Source organism: Streptomyces sp. RPA4-2, from assembly GCF_012273515.2.
GTDB lineage: Bacteria > Actinomycetota > Actinomycetes > Streptomycetales > Streptomycetaceae > Streptomyces > Streptomyces kaempferi.
On the sequence record NZ_CP050975.2, the window covers coordinates 5,716,920 to 5,731,039 of the forward strand.

The window sequence follows — 14,120 nt, forward strand, 5'->3', positions numbered from 1 at the left end:
GCGGGTCATGCGTGCGGCAGAGGCTGTTCCGTCCAGACGGTCTTGCCGTCGTGGGTGTAGCGGGTGCCCCACCGCTCCGTGAGCTGCGCGACGAGGAAGAGCCCGCGTCCGCCCTCGTCCGTGCTGAGGGCCCGTCGGAGATGAGGGGAGGTGTGGCTGGCGTCCGACACCTCACAGATCAGGCCGTGCGTACGGATGAGGCGCAGGGTGACGGGGCCGTCCGCGTATCGGTAGGTGTTGGTGACGAGTTCGCTGGCGACCAGCTCGGTGGTGAAGGCCATGTCCGCGAGCCCCCATTCGGTCAGTTTCGCCGTGGTCAGCTCCCTGGCACGGGCGGGGGCGGTCGCTTCCAGGGGCAGCTGCCAGGTGGCGACATCCTCGGGCGGCAGCACCCGGGTACGGGCGATGAGCAGCGCGACGTCGTCGGTGGGGAGGCGTTCCTTCGGCAGCAGCGCTTCGACCACGGAGCGGCAGGTGTCGTCCAGGGAATCGTCGGTGTGGGTGAGACATTCCTGCAGGCGCTCCAGCGCGGCGTCGATGTCGCTGTTGCGCGCCTCCAGAAGACCGTTGGTGTAGAGCGTGAGCAGGCTGCCCTCGGGGAGGTCGAGCTCGTACGTCTCGAACGGCAGCCCGCCAAGACCCAGCGGCGGACCGGCGGGCAGGTCGAGCACGGTCACCTCGCCGTCCGGGGTGGACACCATCGGTGCCGGGTGACCGGCGCGTGCCAGGGAGCAGCGCCGGGAGACCGGATCGTAGACCGCGTACACGCAGGTGGCCCCGAGCATCTGTTCCACCGCGGACCCGCCGTCGGTGTTCGCCTCCAGCTCGGTGGACAGCAGACTGACCAGATCGTCCAGCCGCGCCACCACCTCGTCCGGTTCCAGGTCGAGACTGGCCAGGGTGCGCACGGCGGCGCGCAGGCGGCCCATGGAGGCCGCGGCGTGGATCCCGTGGCCGACCACGTCTCCCACGACGAGCGCGACCCGGGCCCCCGACAGCGGGATCACGTCGAACCAGTCACCGCCGATGCCCGGTTCACCGCTCGCCGGGAGGTACCGGCAGGCCACCTCGACGGCCGGCAGGTCGGACGCGGCGCTCGGCAGCAGACTGCGCTGCAGGGTCAGCGCGGCGCTCTGCTGCTGGGTGAAGCGGCGCGCGTTGTCGATGCAGACGGCCGCACGCGAGGAAAGCTCGTGGGCCACCGCGGCGTCGTCGTCCTCGAAGGGCTCCGAATGACGCACCCGCCACAGGCTCACCACGCCCAGGGCCAGGCCGCGAGCCACCAAGGGCACCACGATCAGCGAGTGGACGCCGAGACCCATGGCGATCTCGATCCGCCGCCGGTCCATGGCGTACCACTCGGGCCGGAGGGACAGCAGCCGTTCGAGAATCGGGCGGCCCTCGGTGAGGCACCGCGCCTGCGGGGATCCCGGAAGGAGCGGGACGACCTCGCCCTCCTGGTACGGGACCCGGCGTTCCGGGGGCGAGAGGGCTACGCGGAGCAGCGCACCTGTCACACCGGGGCGCGGCTCGTCACCAAGCGTCACCGGTTTCAGGAGGTCCACCGAGCAGTAGTCGGCCAGGCCGTCGGCGGCCACCTCGGCCAGCTCCCGGGCCGTCTGCGCCACGTCCAGTGAGGTTCCGATCCGGGCGCTCGCCTCGTTCATCAGGGCGAGCCTGCGCCGGGCCCGGTGGCGGTCGGTCACGTCCTCGATCGTCTCGGCCACGCCGAGGACCCGGCCCGCGGGGTCTTCCATCCGGAACGCCGAGACGGAAACGATCCGTTCCCGACCCGGATCATGGCGTGCGCGCGCCGACTGCTCCGTGAAGATCAACGGCTCGCCGGTCTCCAGGACGTGCCGTACCCGTTCCTCGGCCGGACCCGCGTCCTCGTCGACCATGAATTCGCGAGGGCGGTGGCCCACCGGCGCCTCGGCCGGGACACCGCTCGCCTTCTCGATCGCGCGGTTGACCCGGATCACTCTCCTGTCCGTGCCGTGGACCACCAGGCCGATCGGGGACCGGCGGTACAGGCCGTCGAGCAGCGCGCGGTCCCGCTGCCAGGCGATGACCTCCGCGGCGGGGGCGCCGACCAGGAACCACTCCTGAGCGTCCCCGTCCCGAGTGATCGCGCGGGCCCGGAAACCCATCTCCACCCGTTGCCCGTCGCGGTGCCGGACGGGCAGGACGCCGAACCAGCCTCCCGTCCGCATGGCCTCCACGACGACGGACCGCACGATCGGCAGGTCACGGGCGTCCACGAGGAGGTCCTGCCACACTCGCCCGAGCACTTCCTTGGCCGGATAGCCCAGCAATTCCTGGGCACGTGCGCTCCAGCCGACCACGGCGCCCCGATGGTCGAGCACGGCCGAGGCGCCGCGCCCGAGGGCGAACGGATCCTCGGGGCTCTCGCTGAAATGCATCGACGGCATCCCCATAGCCACCACCTTGCCTACGTGACTTCGATGTTCCTCCCAGCGGTCTCCGTCCGCGACTCTCCCGTCGACTCGGCCGGTGGTCCGGCAGGAGCGACACGGCGACGCTCGGTGCGGGCGACGAGGGGGGTGATCACGTTCGTTGTCCCGGTGGGACGACTTGGCCGTGGCGCCACGCCGATGACGATCAATGCCCCGGCCGGCCGGGGGCGACCGTCACGCGGCCGCAACCACGCGCGCCGGTCACCCGCGTATGAGGGATCCGGTCAGCAGCGCGTTCGATGTCGTCGCGACGTCCAGCGTGAGCGGCTCAGCCATCCGCCTCGGCCACGCCGATCGGGCACGAGACACCGGTCCCGCCGATCCCGCAGTAACCGTCGATGTTGCGGTGAAGATACTGCTGGTGGCACGCCTCCGCCGGATAGAAGGTGCGGCCCTGCGCCGGGAGCAGTTCCGTGGTGATCGTGCCGTAGCCCGAGCGGGTGAGGACCTTCTGGTAGGCCTCGCGGGAGGCGCTCGCGGCGGCTGCCTGGGCGGGGGTGTGGGTGTAGACGGCGGAGCGGTACTGCGTGCCGGAGTCGTTGCCCTGGCGGAAGCCCTGGGTCGGGTTGTGGGACTCCCAGAAGAGTTTCAGGAGCTCCTCGTACGAGACCTCGGCCGGGTCGTGGACCACGCGGACGGCCTCCGTGTGGCCGGTCAGGCCCGAGCAGACCTCCTCGTAGGTGGGGTTCTCGGTGAAGCCGCCCTGGTAGCCGACGAGGGTCGTGTACACCCCCTTCGGCAGCTGCCAGAACTTGCGCTCGGCGCCCCAGAAACAGCCGAGGCCGAAGTCGGCGATCTCCAGGCCCTCGGGGTAGGGGCCGAGGAGGGTGGTACCGAGGACCGTGTGCCGGTCGGGGACCGTGAAGATCGGCTCGGACCGGCCGGACAGGGCCTGCTCGGCGGTCGGGAGCTGCGGGGTGCGGCTGTACAGGAACATGCGGTCTCCACGGGTCACGAGGGCACGAGGAAGGGGGGTGGGGTCCGCCGGCTACAACGCGGGAGCCCCGGCCGGCATTCCGTTCCGGCCGGGGCTCCCGGTGCTCGCGTGACGCCCCGCTCAGCGGGGGAGGGACGCGGGACTGCCCCCGTTCGCCTCGTACCCGGCCACCGCCAGCGCGCGGTACACCGCGTAGTCCGCCGCCGGGTCGGGAGTGAGGGTCCAGGGGAGGGCACCGACGTGACCGTCGACGTGCACCAGCTGGTTCATGGCCTCCGCCCACCGCTCGCCGCGGACCAGGAAGAGCACCAGGAGGTGGCGGACGTGCGCGAGCATCGGGTCGTCCGGGCGGGCCGCGTGCACCGCGAAGAGCGCGCCGTGGACCGCCTTGGTGACGACCTCGCTCTGATAGAAGCTGCGGACCAGGTTCACCTCGGGCAGGTGCTCGAAGACCGCGAAGAGGGGCATGGCCGCGAGCAGGGACCCCTGCGGGGCGCGCGCGGCGGCGGCCTCCGCGAACGAGTACGCCACCTCACGCGAGCCGTGCCACTTCTCGCACCAGTAGTGGAGGGCCGCCAGGTGCGCGCCCATGTGGGAGGGCGCGCGGTCCAGGATCTTCAGCCACAGCTTCTCGAACTCCGCCTGGGGATAGGCGAGACCACGGGCCACCGACAGCTCGACGATGTACGGGATCGGGTCACCGGGGGCGAGCAGCGCCGCCTCGCCGCAGGCCGACCTCGCCTCCTCCATGATGATCCGGAACTCGTCCGTGCCCGGCGTCGACGTCCGCCACGCCTGCTGCACCAGGAACTCCGCGTGTACCGCGGCGCCGCCCGCGTCCTTGGGGGTCTCGGCCCGCCACACGCGAAGCCACTGCCCGCCCGGCGTCTCACTGACCCCGCCGGGGCGCTGCCGCAGCTCCAGCGACGCGGCGCCCGCGAAGGCCTGCACCCGCTGCCAGCGCGTCTCGCCCGCGGTCTCCGTGCCCGCCAGGAGCTGCGCGGCGGCGCGGTAGTCCTGCGTGCGCTGCACCACGTCCAGGACGTCGAGGAGATCCGCGTCCGGGCCCGGCATGCGGATGTCCAGCTCCTCCTGCCGCAGGAATCCGTAGTTCGCCGGGTCCGCGGCGTCCGGGTCGCCGGGCGAGACCAGCTGAATACCGGCGCGCCGACGCCTGAGAACCGGCAGCAGGACCAGGCTGAACAGGGCCAGCGCCATCAGGACCCAGAGAATTTGCATGTCTCAAGCGAACCAGACGGGTCCGACAATTGGCCAACCCGGTCGGAAGCGGGCCCATCCCGCTGCCTCGCGCGGGCCCGCCCGGTCGTTTCGCGCGGGCCTGCTGGATGCCTCGCGCCGGTCCGCCCGGTCGTTTTGCGCGGGCCCGCCCGGTCGCCCACGCCGGTTCACGCGGTCGCCCCGCGCGGGCCCTGGGGTCGGCGCGCGGGGCCCCGACGGGGGCGTGGGCCCTCACCAGTCCCGCGGGCGCACTACGCTCGGGACCCATGAGCGACAGGCACATCAGTCAGCACTTCGAGACCCTCGCGATCCACGCGGGCAACACCGCCGATCCCCTGACCGGCGCGGTCGTCCCGCCGATCTACCAGGTCTCGACCTACAAGCAGGACGGCGTCGGCGGGCTGCGCGGCGGCTACGAGTACAGCCGCAGCGCCAACCCCACCAGGACCGCCCTGGAAGAGAACCTCGCCGCCCTGGAGGGCGGTCGCCGCGGCCTCGCGTTCGCGTCCGGACTGGCGGCCGAGGACTGCCTGTTGCGTACGCTGCTCAGCCCCGGCGACCACGTCGTGATCCCCAACGACGCCTACGGCGGTACGTTCCGCCTCTTCGCGAAGGTCGTCTCGCGCTGGGGCGTGGAGTGGTCCGTGGCGGACACCAGCGACCCCGACTCCGTACGGGCCGCCCTCACCCCGAAGACCAAGGCGATCTGGGTCGAGACCCCCTCCAACCCCCTCCTCGGCATCACCGACATCACCGCGGTGGCGCAGATCGCGCGCGAGGCGGGCGCCCGGCTCGTCGTCGACAACACCTTCGCCACCCCTTACCTCCAGCAGCCGCTCGCGCTCGGCGCGGACGTCGTCGTGCACTCCCTCACCAAGTACATGGGCGGCCACTCGGACGTCGTCGGCGGCGCGCTGATCACCGGCGACCAGGAACTCGGCGAGGAGCTGGCGTACCACCAGAACGCGATGGGCGCGGTCGCCGGGCCCTTCGACTCCTGGCTGGTGCTGCGCGGCGCCAAGACGCTCTCGGTGCGCATGGACCGGCACAGCGAGAACGCCACGAAGGTCGCCGACATGCTCACCCGGCACGCGCGCGTGACGCGGGTGCTGTACCCGGGCCTGCCGGACCACCCCGGTCACGAGGTCGCCGCCAAGCAGATGCGGGCGTTCGGCGGCATGGTCTCCTTCCAGGTCGAGGGCGGCGAGGAGGCGGCGGTCGAGGTCTGCAACCGCGCCAAGGTGTTCACGCTCGGCGAGTCCCTGGGCGGCGTCGAATCCCTGATCGAGCACCCGGGGCGTATGACGCACGCGTCCGTAGTGGGCTCGGCCCTGGAGGTACCGGGCGACCTCGTCCGGCTCTCCGTGGGCATCGAGAACGTCGACGACCTGCTCCAGGACCTGCAGCAGGCCCTCGGCTAGGAGCCCGGCGGTCAACCGCGGGGGACGGCCGGATCACCGTCCGTCCCGCGCCGGTCACCAGTCCGTCAGCGGTGGGGTCGTCTGGGACGGCGGCTCCACCCAGGGCCGGGCGGTCGCCGCCCAGACGACGAAGGCCACGGTCGCCGCGAACAGCAGCAGCCACATCAGGCGCCGCGCCAGCGTTCTGCGGCGCAGCATGCGACTCCCGAGGCGCACGGCCTCCGTGTACAGATCGGGCGGCACCCTGGGCGGCGTTCGCTCCAGCAGCCGCCGTACGGCCGTCTCCCGCTCGTGCAGGGTCATGAGGGCGCCACCTCCACCACCACCGGGGCCGGCCCGCGCGGCGGGTGGAGCAGGGTCGCCGTCGCGCGGGCGCAGACCGCTCTGACGCGGTCCGTGGGCAGCCCGAGCAGGGCCGCCGCCTGTTCCTCGGCGACACCCTCGTACAGCCTGAGGACCAGGATCAGCCGTTCCTGGGGTGTCAGCCGCGCCAGGGCCCCGCCGGGGGCGGGGCGGGTCCGCCCGAAGCCTCCGTACTGGTACCAGGCGCCGCGTGCGAAGCGCACGGCGAGGTGCTGGCGGGCCCGGTCGTACGGGTCCTCGCCCCGCAGCCGGTCCCAGGAGGCGTACGTGTGCGCCAGCGCCAGCGTCAGCAGGCGCCGCGCGCGGGGGTTGGCCTCCGGAGGTTCCGCCGTGAGCAGCGTGGCGGCATGCAGCAGCCGCCCTGCCGCGCCCGTGACGAATGCCTCGAACTCCCGGGCCCGGCGGGCGCCTTGGGACGCTCGCCGTTCTCGCAACACGCCTCCCGCCCGAGGGCGACCCTGAGGGGAACGTGGCTCCGGCCGCGTACGACAGCCCGCACCGTGTGCGACAGGAGCCCGGTCTCATATGAGGCCAGACGTGGCCTTCCGGTCAAGAGCCCGGCGCACATCACGCGCGCGTGCCCGGCGCGCGGCCCGCGTGTGTGGTGGCGGCGCGGGCACGGGACTCCGGGTGCCGGCGCGACTCCGGGAGGTTCGCGGAGTCCCGGGAGGCCGGGACGAGGCGCGGATGCCGGGGGAGCAGGGGGAGCCGGGGAAGCCGGGGAAGCCGTGGAAGCCGTGGAAGGGGACGCCCAGGGGGAGGCGGCGGGTGAGGGGCGGGCGTCAGGACGTCGGCCGGTCCGGCGACGCGACTCCCGTGGTCGCCATCCGGGCCGAGAGCGCGCCATTGAAGCGCATGAGGAGCGCGCAGAAGACCTCGCGCTCCTGCGGCTCCCAGTCGTCCGTCAGTTCGGCCATCAACTGACGCCTGGAGGAGCGCACTTCCTCGAGGCGGGCGTGCCCGCGCGGCGACAGCTGGAGCACCACGGCGCGACCGTCCTCCGGGTGCGAGGTGCGCTTGACGAGGCCGGTGTCGACCAGCGGCGCCACCTGCCGGGTGACCGTCGAGGAGTCGATGCCCATGCTCGCGGCGAGCGCCTTGACGCCCATCGGGCCCTCCTTGTCGAGGCGGTTGAGCAGCAGGTACGCGGCGCGGTCCATGGAGTTGCGCACCTGCCCCACCCCGCCGAGCCGGGTCTGTTCGGCACGGCGCGCGAACACCGCGACCTCGTGCTGCAGCGTTTCGAGAAGACCGGTGTCACCGACGGTCGTCATGTCCATCGACATCTCTGGTGTTGTGGGCATGGCCGGGGGCTCAATTCATGCGTGGGGAGCTGGGTTGGGGGACAGGGTACGCGGCCGGGAGGCGGGTCGTACCGGCGCTGCGGAAACCAGTCTCGGAGGGTGGTCACACAAGGAGCCCCCATGCGTGAACTGCGAGACTGGTGGTCATGAGCTACAGCACGGCTGACTCCTTGCCCAGGGTGACGTCGGACGACGTACGCGGCGCCCAGAAGATGCTGTCGGGCGTGGCGCGGATGACGGCGATGGAGGGCAGCAGGTACCTGTCCCAGCTGGTCGGCGCCCCCGTGCACCTCAAGTGCGAGAACCTCCAGCGCACCGGTTCGTTCAAACTGCGTGGCGCGTACGTGCGGATCGCGGGGCTCCTGCCGGAGGAGCGCGCGGCCGGTGTGGTCGCGGCGAGCGCCGGGAACCACGCGCAGGGGGTGGCCCTCGCGTCCTCGCTGCTGGGCGTGCGTTCGACGGTCTTCATGCCGACCGGGGCCCCGCTGCCGAAGGTCGCGGCCACCCGCGACTACGGCGCGGAGGTGAGGCTGCACGGTCAGGTGGTCGACGAGACGCTGGCCGCCGCCCAGGAGTACGCGGCCGCCACGGGAGCGGTGTTCATCCACCCCTTCGACCACCCCGACATCATCGCGGGCCAGGGCACCGTGGGACTGGAGATCCTGGAGCAGTGCCCGGAGGTGCGCACCATCGTCGTCGGGATCGGCGGCGGCGGGCTGGCCGCTGGTGTCGCGGTCGCGGTGAAGTCGATCCGCCCCGATGTGCGGATCGTCGGTGTGCAGGCGGCGGGCGCCGCGGCGTACCCGCTCTCGCTGGCGGCCGGTCGGCCGGTGCCGGTCGCGAACCCGGCGACGATGGCCGACGGCATCAAGGTCGGACGGCCGGGAGACGTTCCGTTCGAGATCATCCGTGACCTCGTGGACGAGGTGCGCACCGTCTCCGAGAACAGCCTCTCCAGCGCGCTGCTGCTCTGTCTGGAGCGGGCGAAGCTGGTCGTCGAACCGGCCGGCGCGAGCCCTGTGGCGGCGCTGCTGCAGGAGCCGGACACCTTCGAGGGACCGGTCGTCGCGCTGCTGTCCGGCGGCAACGTGGACCCGCTGCTGATGCAGCGCATCCTGCGGCACGGCATGGCGGCGAGCGGCCGCTACCTGGCGGTCACGCTGCGGCTGACGGACCGTCCCGGAGCCCTCGCCACACTTCTCGGGGTGTTGTCAGTGGCGGACGCTAACGTCCTCGACGTGAGCCACGTGCGAACCGATCCCCGGCTCGGACTCACGGAGGTGGAGGTCGAGCTGCACCTGGAGACGAAGGGTCCGGAGCACTGCGCCGAGGTCGGCCGCGCCCTGCGCGAGGCGGGCTACACGGTCATCGACTGAGGCCGAAGGCAGGTCCGGGTCGGATCGGACATCCTCTCGTCGCCCCACGGAAAAAACTGTTGAGCAACGCGATACATCGCGTTACGGTGTGTCTTCCGCCCGCCCTGCGCGACGGTGCGGAGCGGTCACACACCTGCGCGGACGAATCAGCGGAAGCGACAAGAGCGCACAAGCTCTCGCTGGATCTCACCAGAAATCACCTGAACTCAGCGTGAAAAACCCCAAAGAGCGTGAAAATCCCCAAAGAGGTGGAGAACTCACATGCCAGGCGCCATCTACGCCGAGGGTCTGGTCAAGACCTTCGGTGACGTAAAGGCTCTGGACGGCGTCGACCTCGATGTACCCGAGGGCACCGTCCTGGGCCTCCTGGGGCCGAACGGCGCGGGCAAGACCACCGCCGTCCGCTGCCTGACGACCCTGCTGCGACCCGACAGCGGAAGGGTGATCGTCGCCGGTGTCGACGTGCTCAAACACCCCGACGAGGTACGCCGCAGGGTCGGCCTGTCCGGACAGTTCGCCGCGGTCGACGAGTACCTGACCGGCCGCGAGAACCTCCAGATGGTCGGCAGGCTCTACCAGATGAGGTCGAAGGCCGCGAAGCAGCGAGCCGTCGAGCTGCTCGACCAGTTCCATCTGACGGACGCGGCAGACCGCCCCGCGAAGACCTACTCGGGCGGAATGCGCCGCCGGCTCGACCTGGCCGCCGCGCTGGTCGTCTCGCCGCCCGTGATGTTCATGGACGAGCCGACGACGGGCCTCGACCCGCGCAACCGCCAGCAGCTGTGGGAGGTCATCAAGCAGCTCGTCTCCGGCGGCACGACGCTCCTGCTGACCACCCAGTACCTGGAGGAGGCCGACCACCTCGCGCACGACATCTGCGTGGTCGACCAGGGCCGTGTCATCGCGCGCGGCACCGCCGACGAGCTCAAGGCGCGGACCGGCGGCGAGCGCGTCGAGGTCGTCGTGCACGAGCGCGAGCACATGGCGACCGCCGCCGGGGTGCTGCGCGGCTTCGGCAAGGGCGAGAGCACCGTCGAGGAGCACACCCGCAAGCTCACCGTCCCCGTCACCGGTGGCGCGAAGCTCCTCGCGGAGGTCATCCGCGAGCTGGACACCCGCGGTATCGAGATCGACGACATCGGCCTGCGCCGGCCCACGCTCGACGACGTCTTCCTCTCCCTCACCGGCCATGTGGCCGAGGTGAAGGAAGAGGAGCACGACGAGGCCGCGGACGCGAAGGCTCGCAAGGCGAAGAAGGAGTCCGTGAAGTGAGTGCCGTGACAGACGCAGCCCCCGTGGCGGTCCCCAAGGGAATCCTCGGCCAGTCCGTGCGCGACTCCCTGGTCATCGCCCAGCGCAACCTCATCCGCATGTCCCGGATCCCCGAGATGCTGATCTTCGGGCTCATCCAGCCGATCATGTTCGTGGTGCTGTTCTCGTACGTGTTCGGCGGCTCCATGAACATCGGCGGCAGCACGGACCCGTCCACCTACCGCGAGTTCCTGATGGCGGGCATCTTCGCGCAGACCGTCACCTTCGCCACCGCGGGCGCCGGCGCGGGCATCGCCGACGACATGCACAAGGGCCTCATCGACCGGTTCCGTTCGCTGCCGATGGCGCGCGGCGCGGTCCTGACCGGCCGTACGCTCGCCGACCTGGTGCAGACGGCCCTCACCCTGTTCGTGCTCGCCGTCGTCGCCCTGCTGGTCGGCTGGCGCACCCACACCAACGTCGGGGAGGTGCTCGGCGCCTTCGCCCTGCTGCTCCTGACCGGGTACGCGTTCACCTGGATCGGCGCGCTCATCGGCCTCTCCGTACGCACCCCCGAGGCGGCCACGTCCGGCGGGCTCATCTGGCTCTTCCCGATCACGTTCGTCTCGAACGCGTTCGTGGACTCCAGCAGGATGACCCCCTGGCTCCGCCATGTCGCCGACTGGAACCCGTTCAGCGCCACGGTGCAGGCATGCCGCCAGCTCTTCGGGAATCCGGGGCTGTCCCCGTCGGACGCCTGGCCCATGCAGCATCCCGTCTGGGCCTCGTTGATCTACTCGGTCCTGATCATCCTGGTCTTCCGGACGCTGGCGGTACGCAAGTACCGGTCCGCCACGGCGTGACCGGACCGGCGGACCGGCGAACCGGGTCGGCGGACCGGGCCCCGGTGACAGGGGCCCGGACATGGCGGTGCCCCCGGCAAGGGCCGGGGGCACCGTCGGAGCAAAGGTTCCGGGACCGGAGTTCGGCCGTGCCCGGTGGGGGAGCTCAGCCCTGGTAGGGCACGGCCTTGAGGATCTTCACCGAGGCGAGCTTGCCGTTCGGCAGCTCGTACTGGGCGTCCTCGCCGACCTTCTTGCCGTTCACGCCGGAGCCCAGGGGGGACTGCGGCGAGTACGTCTCGATCTCGGCGCTGGCGTACTCCCGCGAGGCGAGCAGGAAGTCCAGCGTGTCGTCCTCGTCACCGTCGAAGGCGATCGTGACGACCATGCCGGGGGCGACCACACCGTCCGCCGCGGGGGCCTCGCCCACCTTGGCGTTCTCCAGGAGCTGGGTCAGCTGGCGCACACGGAGCTCCTGCTTGCCCTGCTCTTCCTTGGCCGCGTGGTACCCGCCGTTCTCCCGCAGGTCGCCCTCCTCGCGCGCGGCCGCGATCTTGCCGGCGATCTCCGTGCGCGCGGGACCAGACAGGTACTCCAGCTCGGCCCTGAGCTGGTTGTACGCCTCCTGGGTCAGCCAGGTGACGTTCTCGCTGGTCTGGGTCACAGGTGCTCCTCGTAGGTACTGGGAATACAAAGCATCGCCCTACCCAGAAGCATGTTCTTTCACGGGTGGGCGAAACCACGAGCCTAACAATTCAGCGGCTCAAGGGGGAGGACATAAGACATCAGAATTACGTCAAGCCAGGTCAGGGCCGGTATCGCGGCTGAGCTGACCGGCGATGTCAGCCGGCGTGGCAGCCGAGGAGCTCCGCCGTGCTGCCGCGGGAGGTCGTACGGAGCGTGACGACCTTGTCGATACGGGAGGCGTCCTGATCGAAGCGGAAGTCCGCGCGGCCCACCTCCGCGCCGTCGGCGCTCTGCGAGCGGAGGGTGCAGTAGCCGTGAGCCTTCGCGTCCTTGTGCACCTCCAGGTGCACCTGGACCGAGTCGGCCGAGGCGTCGAAGGTGATCACCTGGGCGCTGATCTTGTTCTCGCCGACGTAGTAGTACGCGAACCAGCCGATCAGGGCGAGCAGGGCGACCCCCAGCACGCTGCCGAGGATCCGGAGTTTCCGGTCGGCCCGCTCGTCCGCGGAGCGGCCGTACCGGCCCTCGGGCAGCTGCGTGCGCGCCGTACTCATGATCGTCCTCTCGGCAGGGCCGGGACCGGGGCATGGCCGAGGTCCTGGGAGGGCCCGGGGACCGGGCCCCGGAATTATTCGCCCCCCGATTCCGTCACTATAGAAGCCGCCCATCGCGCTGATTCACGCCGGGCGCCGACAGCCGACCCAGGCGACAGCCGACTGACCGAGGATTGAGTCTTGACTGACCAGCTGCGACTGATGGCCGTGCACGCCCACCCCGACGACGAGTCGAGCAAGGGCGCGGCCACCATGGCGAAGTACGTGTCCGAGGGGGTGGACGTGCTGGTCGTGACCTGCACGGGCGGGGAGCGCGGCTCCATCCTCAACCCCAAGCTCCAGGGCGACACGTACATCGAGGAGCACATCCACGAGGTACGCAAGAAGGAGATGGACGAGGCCCGCGAGATCCTCGGCGTCAAGCAGGAGTGGCTCGGCTTCGTCGACTCGGGCCTGCCCGAGGGCGACCCGCTGCCGCCGCTGCCCGAGGGCTGTTTCGCGCTCGAGGACGTGGACAAGGCGGCCGGTGAGCTCGTCAAGCAGATCCGCGCCTTCCGTCCCCAGGTGATCACCACCTACGACGAGAACGGCGGTTACCCGCACCCCGACCACATCATGACGCACAAGATCTCGATGGTGGCGTTCGAGGGCGCGGCGGACACCGAGAAGTACCCGGAGTCCGAGTACGGCCCGGCCTTCCAGCCGCGGAAGCTCTACTACAACCAGGGCTTCAACCGCCCGCGCACCGAGGCGCTGCACCACGCGCTGCTGGACCGTGGCCTGGAGTCGCCGTACGCGGACTGGCTGAAGCGCTGGAGCGAGTTCGAGCGCACCGAGCGCACGCTGACCACGCATGTTCCGTGTGCCGAGTTCTTCGAGATCCGGGACAAGGCGCTGATCGCGCACGCCACCCAGATCGACCCCGACGGCGGCTGGTTCAAGGTCCCCATGGAGATCCAGAAGGAGGTCTGGCCGACCGAGGAGTACGAGCTCGCGACGTCCCTCGTCGATACCTCCCTCCCCGAGGACGACCTCTTTGCGGGCATCCGCGACAATGCCTGACATGAGCGCAAGCCTGGCACTGACGCACCTCGTCCCCCTCGCCAAGGAGGTCGACGAGAACAAGGTCACCCCCGGCGTCCTCGGCTTCATCGTCTTCGCGGTGATGGCCCTGGCCGTGTGGGGTCTGATGAAGTCCATGAACCGCCGACTGGGCAAGGTCACCTTCGAGGAGGACGCGGCCAAGGACACCGCGGCCACCGGCAAGGGGACCGGCGGCCCGGTGGGCGGGAAGGCCTCCCCCGCGAAGGGCTGAGCACCCGTAGCGAGTGGTCCGCAGGGACGGCAGCGCAGGGGCGTACTCCGGCCACGGAAGGCCGGGATGCGCACCCGCGCGGCCGCTCCCGCGGACAAGGACGTCCGCACGCGTGGACACCGACGGGGCGACGGCCGGGGCCGCCGTACGGATACGGCGCTCGGTCCCGCCGCGTCGCACGCACACGGCCACCGACCGGTCGCCCGGTCCCGGGAACGGACGCGGGCGCAGTCACCGACGCGGGCGCGGTCACGGACGCGGTGTCGGTCCCGGCACCCCTTTCCGCCTGTCGTTCGGCAAGGCGGCCTCGTCGGGCGCCGCTGCCCACGCGGTGCCGTCGCTGAGACGATCACC

The 14,120-nt window shown here is 71.1% G+C and carries 14 protein-coding genes; 6 read left to right on the forward strand and 8 right to left on the reverse strand.

The features are described 5' to 3' along the window. Positions 1 to 5 precede the first annotated feature (5 nt). The 3 genes from HEP85_RS25115 to HEP85_RS25125 all read right to left on the reverse strand — a co-directional run bounded on the left by HEP85_RS25115 (position 6) and on the right by HEP85_RS25125 (position 4,653). Entirely contained in the window at positions 6 to 2,438 is a 2,433-nt protein-coding gene (locus HEP85_RS25115) for a SpoIIE family protein phosphatase (protein ID WP_168529946.1), read from the reverse strand. Between the two features lie 307 nt (positions 2,439 to 2,745). Further along, positions 2,746 to 3,414: a peptide-methionine (S)-S-oxide reductase MsrA gene (msrA, locus tag HEP85_RS25120; RefSeq protein WP_168529947.1), complete on the reverse strand. Its 669-nt coding sequence runs from the start codon at positions 3,412 to 3,414 to the stop codon at positions 2,746 to 2,748. Positions 3,415 to 3,534: 120 nt separating this feature from the next. Continuing rightward, entirely contained in the window at positions 3,535 to 4,653 is a 1,119-nt protein-coding gene (locus tag HEP85_RS25125; protein WP_168529948.1) for a hypothetical protein, read from the reverse strand. 266 nt (positions 4,654 to 4,919) lie between these two features. Here HEP85_RS25125 and HEP85_RS25130 point away from each other — a divergent pair, with 266 nt between their 5' ends. After that, positions 4,920 to 6,074: a cystathionine gamma-synthase gene (locus HEP85_RS25130; RefSeq protein ID WP_168529949.1), complete on the forward strand. Its 1,155-nt coding sequence runs from the start codon at positions 4,920 to 4,922 to the stop codon at positions 6,072 to 6,074. Positions 6,075 to 6,128: 54 nt separating this feature from the next. Here the strand turns inward: HEP85_RS25130 and HEP85_RS25135 are convergent, their stop codons facing one another. The 3 genes from HEP85_RS25135 to HEP85_RS25145 form a co-directional block, all read right to left on the reverse strand. Continuing rightward, on the reverse strand, positions 6,129 to 6,377 hold the full coding sequence (locus HEP85_RS25135; RefSeq protein ID WP_211118057.1) for a hypothetical protein: 249 nt from the start codon (positions 6,375 to 6,377) through the stop codon (positions 6,129 to 6,131). After that, positions 6,374 to 6,871: a sigma factor-like helix-turn-helix DNA-binding protein gene (locus HEP85_RS25140; protein WP_211118058.1), complete on the reverse strand. Its 498-nt coding sequence runs from the start codon at positions 6,869 to 6,871 to the stop codon at positions 6,374 to 6,376. Before HEP85_RS25140 ends, HEP85_RS25135 begins: the two co-directional genes overlap by 4 nt. A 348-nt stretch (positions 6,872 to 7,219) precedes the next feature. Continuing rightward, positions 7,220 to 7,723 (reverse strand): MarR family winged helix-turn-helix transcriptional regulator, encoded by a 504-nt coding sequence (locus HEP85_RS25145; RefSeq protein WP_168533999.1) that lies wholly within the window; start codon positions 7,721 to 7,723, stop codon positions 7,220 to 7,222. 164 nt (positions 7,724 to 7,887) lie between these two features. Here HEP85_RS25145 and ilvA point away from each other — a divergent pair, with 164 nt between their 5' ends. The 3 genes from ilvA (at position 7,888) to HEP85_RS25160 (ending at position 11,231) form a co-directional block, all read left to right on the forward strand. Further along, positions 7,888 to 9,117, forward strand: a complete 1,230-nt coding sequence (gene ilvA / locus HEP85_RS25150) for a threonine ammonia-lyase (protein ID WP_168529950.1) — start codon at positions 7,888 to 7,890, stop codon at positions 9,115 to 9,117. 261 nt (positions 9,118 to 9,378) lie between these two features. Next, positions 9,379 to 10,389 carry an ATP-binding cassette domain-containing protein gene (locus HEP85_RS25155; RefSeq protein ID WP_168529951.1) on the forward strand — a complete coding sequence of 337 codons (1,011 nt, stop codon included), beginning with the start codon at positions 9,379 to 9,381 and terminating at the stop codon, positions 10,387 to 10,389. Next, a complete protein-coding gene (locus tag HEP85_RS25160; protein WP_168529952.1) occupies positions 10,386 to 11,231 on the forward strand; it encodes an ABC transporter permease in 846 nt (281 codons plus the stop codon). The genes HEP85_RS25155 and HEP85_RS25160 overlap by 4 nt, the downstream gene beginning before the upstream one ends. 145 nt (positions 11,232 to 11,376) lie before the next feature. Here HEP85_RS25160 and greA read toward each other — a convergent pair whose 3' ends face one another. Both greA and HEP85_RS25170 read right to left on the reverse strand, forming a co-directional pair. After that, on the reverse strand, positions 11,377 to 11,874 hold the full coding sequence (gene greA / locus HEP85_RS25165) for a transcription elongation factor GreA (protein ID WP_168529953.1): 498 nt from the start codon (positions 11,872 to 11,874) through the stop codon (positions 11,377 to 11,379). A 178-nt stretch (positions 11,875 to 12,052) separates the two neighbouring features. Next, on the reverse strand, positions 12,053 to 12,451 hold the full coding sequence (locus HEP85_RS25170) for a DUF4307 domain-containing protein (protein ID WP_168529954.1): 399 nt from the start codon (positions 12,449 to 12,451) through the stop codon (positions 12,053 to 12,055). 201 nt (positions 12,452 to 12,652) lie between these two features. Here HEP85_RS25170 and mca point away from each other — a divergent pair, with 201 nt between their 5' ends. Beyond that, positions 12,653 to 13,513, forward strand: coding sequence for a mycothiol conjugate amidase Mca (gene mca / locus HEP85_RS25175; protein WP_168534001.1), 861 nt, complete (start codon positions 12,653 to 12,655; stop codon positions 13,511 to 13,513). Then, positions 13,506 to 13,766 carry a hypothetical protein gene (locus HEP85_RS25180; RefSeq protein ID WP_168529955.1) on the forward strand — a complete coding sequence of 87 codons (261 nt, stop codon included), beginning with the start codon at positions 13,506 to 13,508 and terminating at the stop codon, positions 13,764 to 13,766. Before mca ends, HEP85_RS25180 begins: the two co-directional genes overlap by 8 nt. Positions 13,767 to 14,120: the final 354 nt, after the last annotated feature.

What these genes read in the sequence shown, in the direction of transcription:
- HEP85_RS25125 (WP_168529948.1), bottom strand. Translation starts at nt 4,653, where the DNA reads ATGCAAATTCTCTGGGTCCTGATGGCGCTGGCCCTGTTCAGCCTGGTC.
- ilvA (WP_168529950.1), top strand. Translation starts at nt 7,888, where the DNA reads ATGAGCTACAGCACGGCTGACTCCTTGCCCAGGGTGACGTCGGACGAC.
- HEP85_RS25135 (WP_211118057.1), bottom strand. Translation starts at nt 6,377, where the DNA reads ATGACCCTGCACGAGCGGGAGACGGCCGTACGGCGGCTGCTGGAGCGA.
- mca (WP_168534001.1), top strand. Translation starts at nt 12,653, where the DNA reads ATGGCCGTGCACGCCCACCCCGACGACGAGTCGAGCAAGGGCGCGGCC.
- msrA (WP_168529947.1), bottom strand. Translation starts at nt 3,414, where the DNA reads ATGTTCCTGTACAGCCGCACCCCGCAGCTCCCGACCGCCGAGCAGGCC.
- HEP85_RS25170 (WP_168529954.1), bottom strand. Translation starts at nt 12,451, where the DNA reads ATGAGTACGGCGCGCACGCAGCTGCCCGAGGGCCGGTACGGCCGCTCC.
- HEP85_RS25180 (WP_168529955.1), top strand. Translation starts at nt 13,506, where the DNA reads ATGCCTGACATGAGCGCAAGCCTGGCACTGACGCACCTCGTCCCCCTC.
- HEP85_RS25115 (WP_168529946.1), bottom strand. Translation starts at nt 2,438, where the DNA reads ATGGGGATGCCGTCGATGCATTTCAGCGAGAGCCCCGAGGATCCGTTC.
- HEP85_RS25155 (WP_168529951.1), top strand. Translation starts at nt 9,379, where the DNA reads ATGCCAGGCGCCATCTACGCCGAGGGTCTGGTCAAGACCTTCGGTGAC.
- HEP85_RS25130 (WP_168529949.1), top strand. Translation starts at nt 4,920, where the DNA reads ATGAGCGACAGGCACATCAGTCAGCACTTCGAGACCCTCGCGATCCAC.
- HEP85_RS25145 (WP_168533999.1), bottom strand. Translation starts at nt 7,723, where the DNA reads ATGTCGATGGACATGACGACCGTCGGTGACACCGGTCTTCTCGAAACG.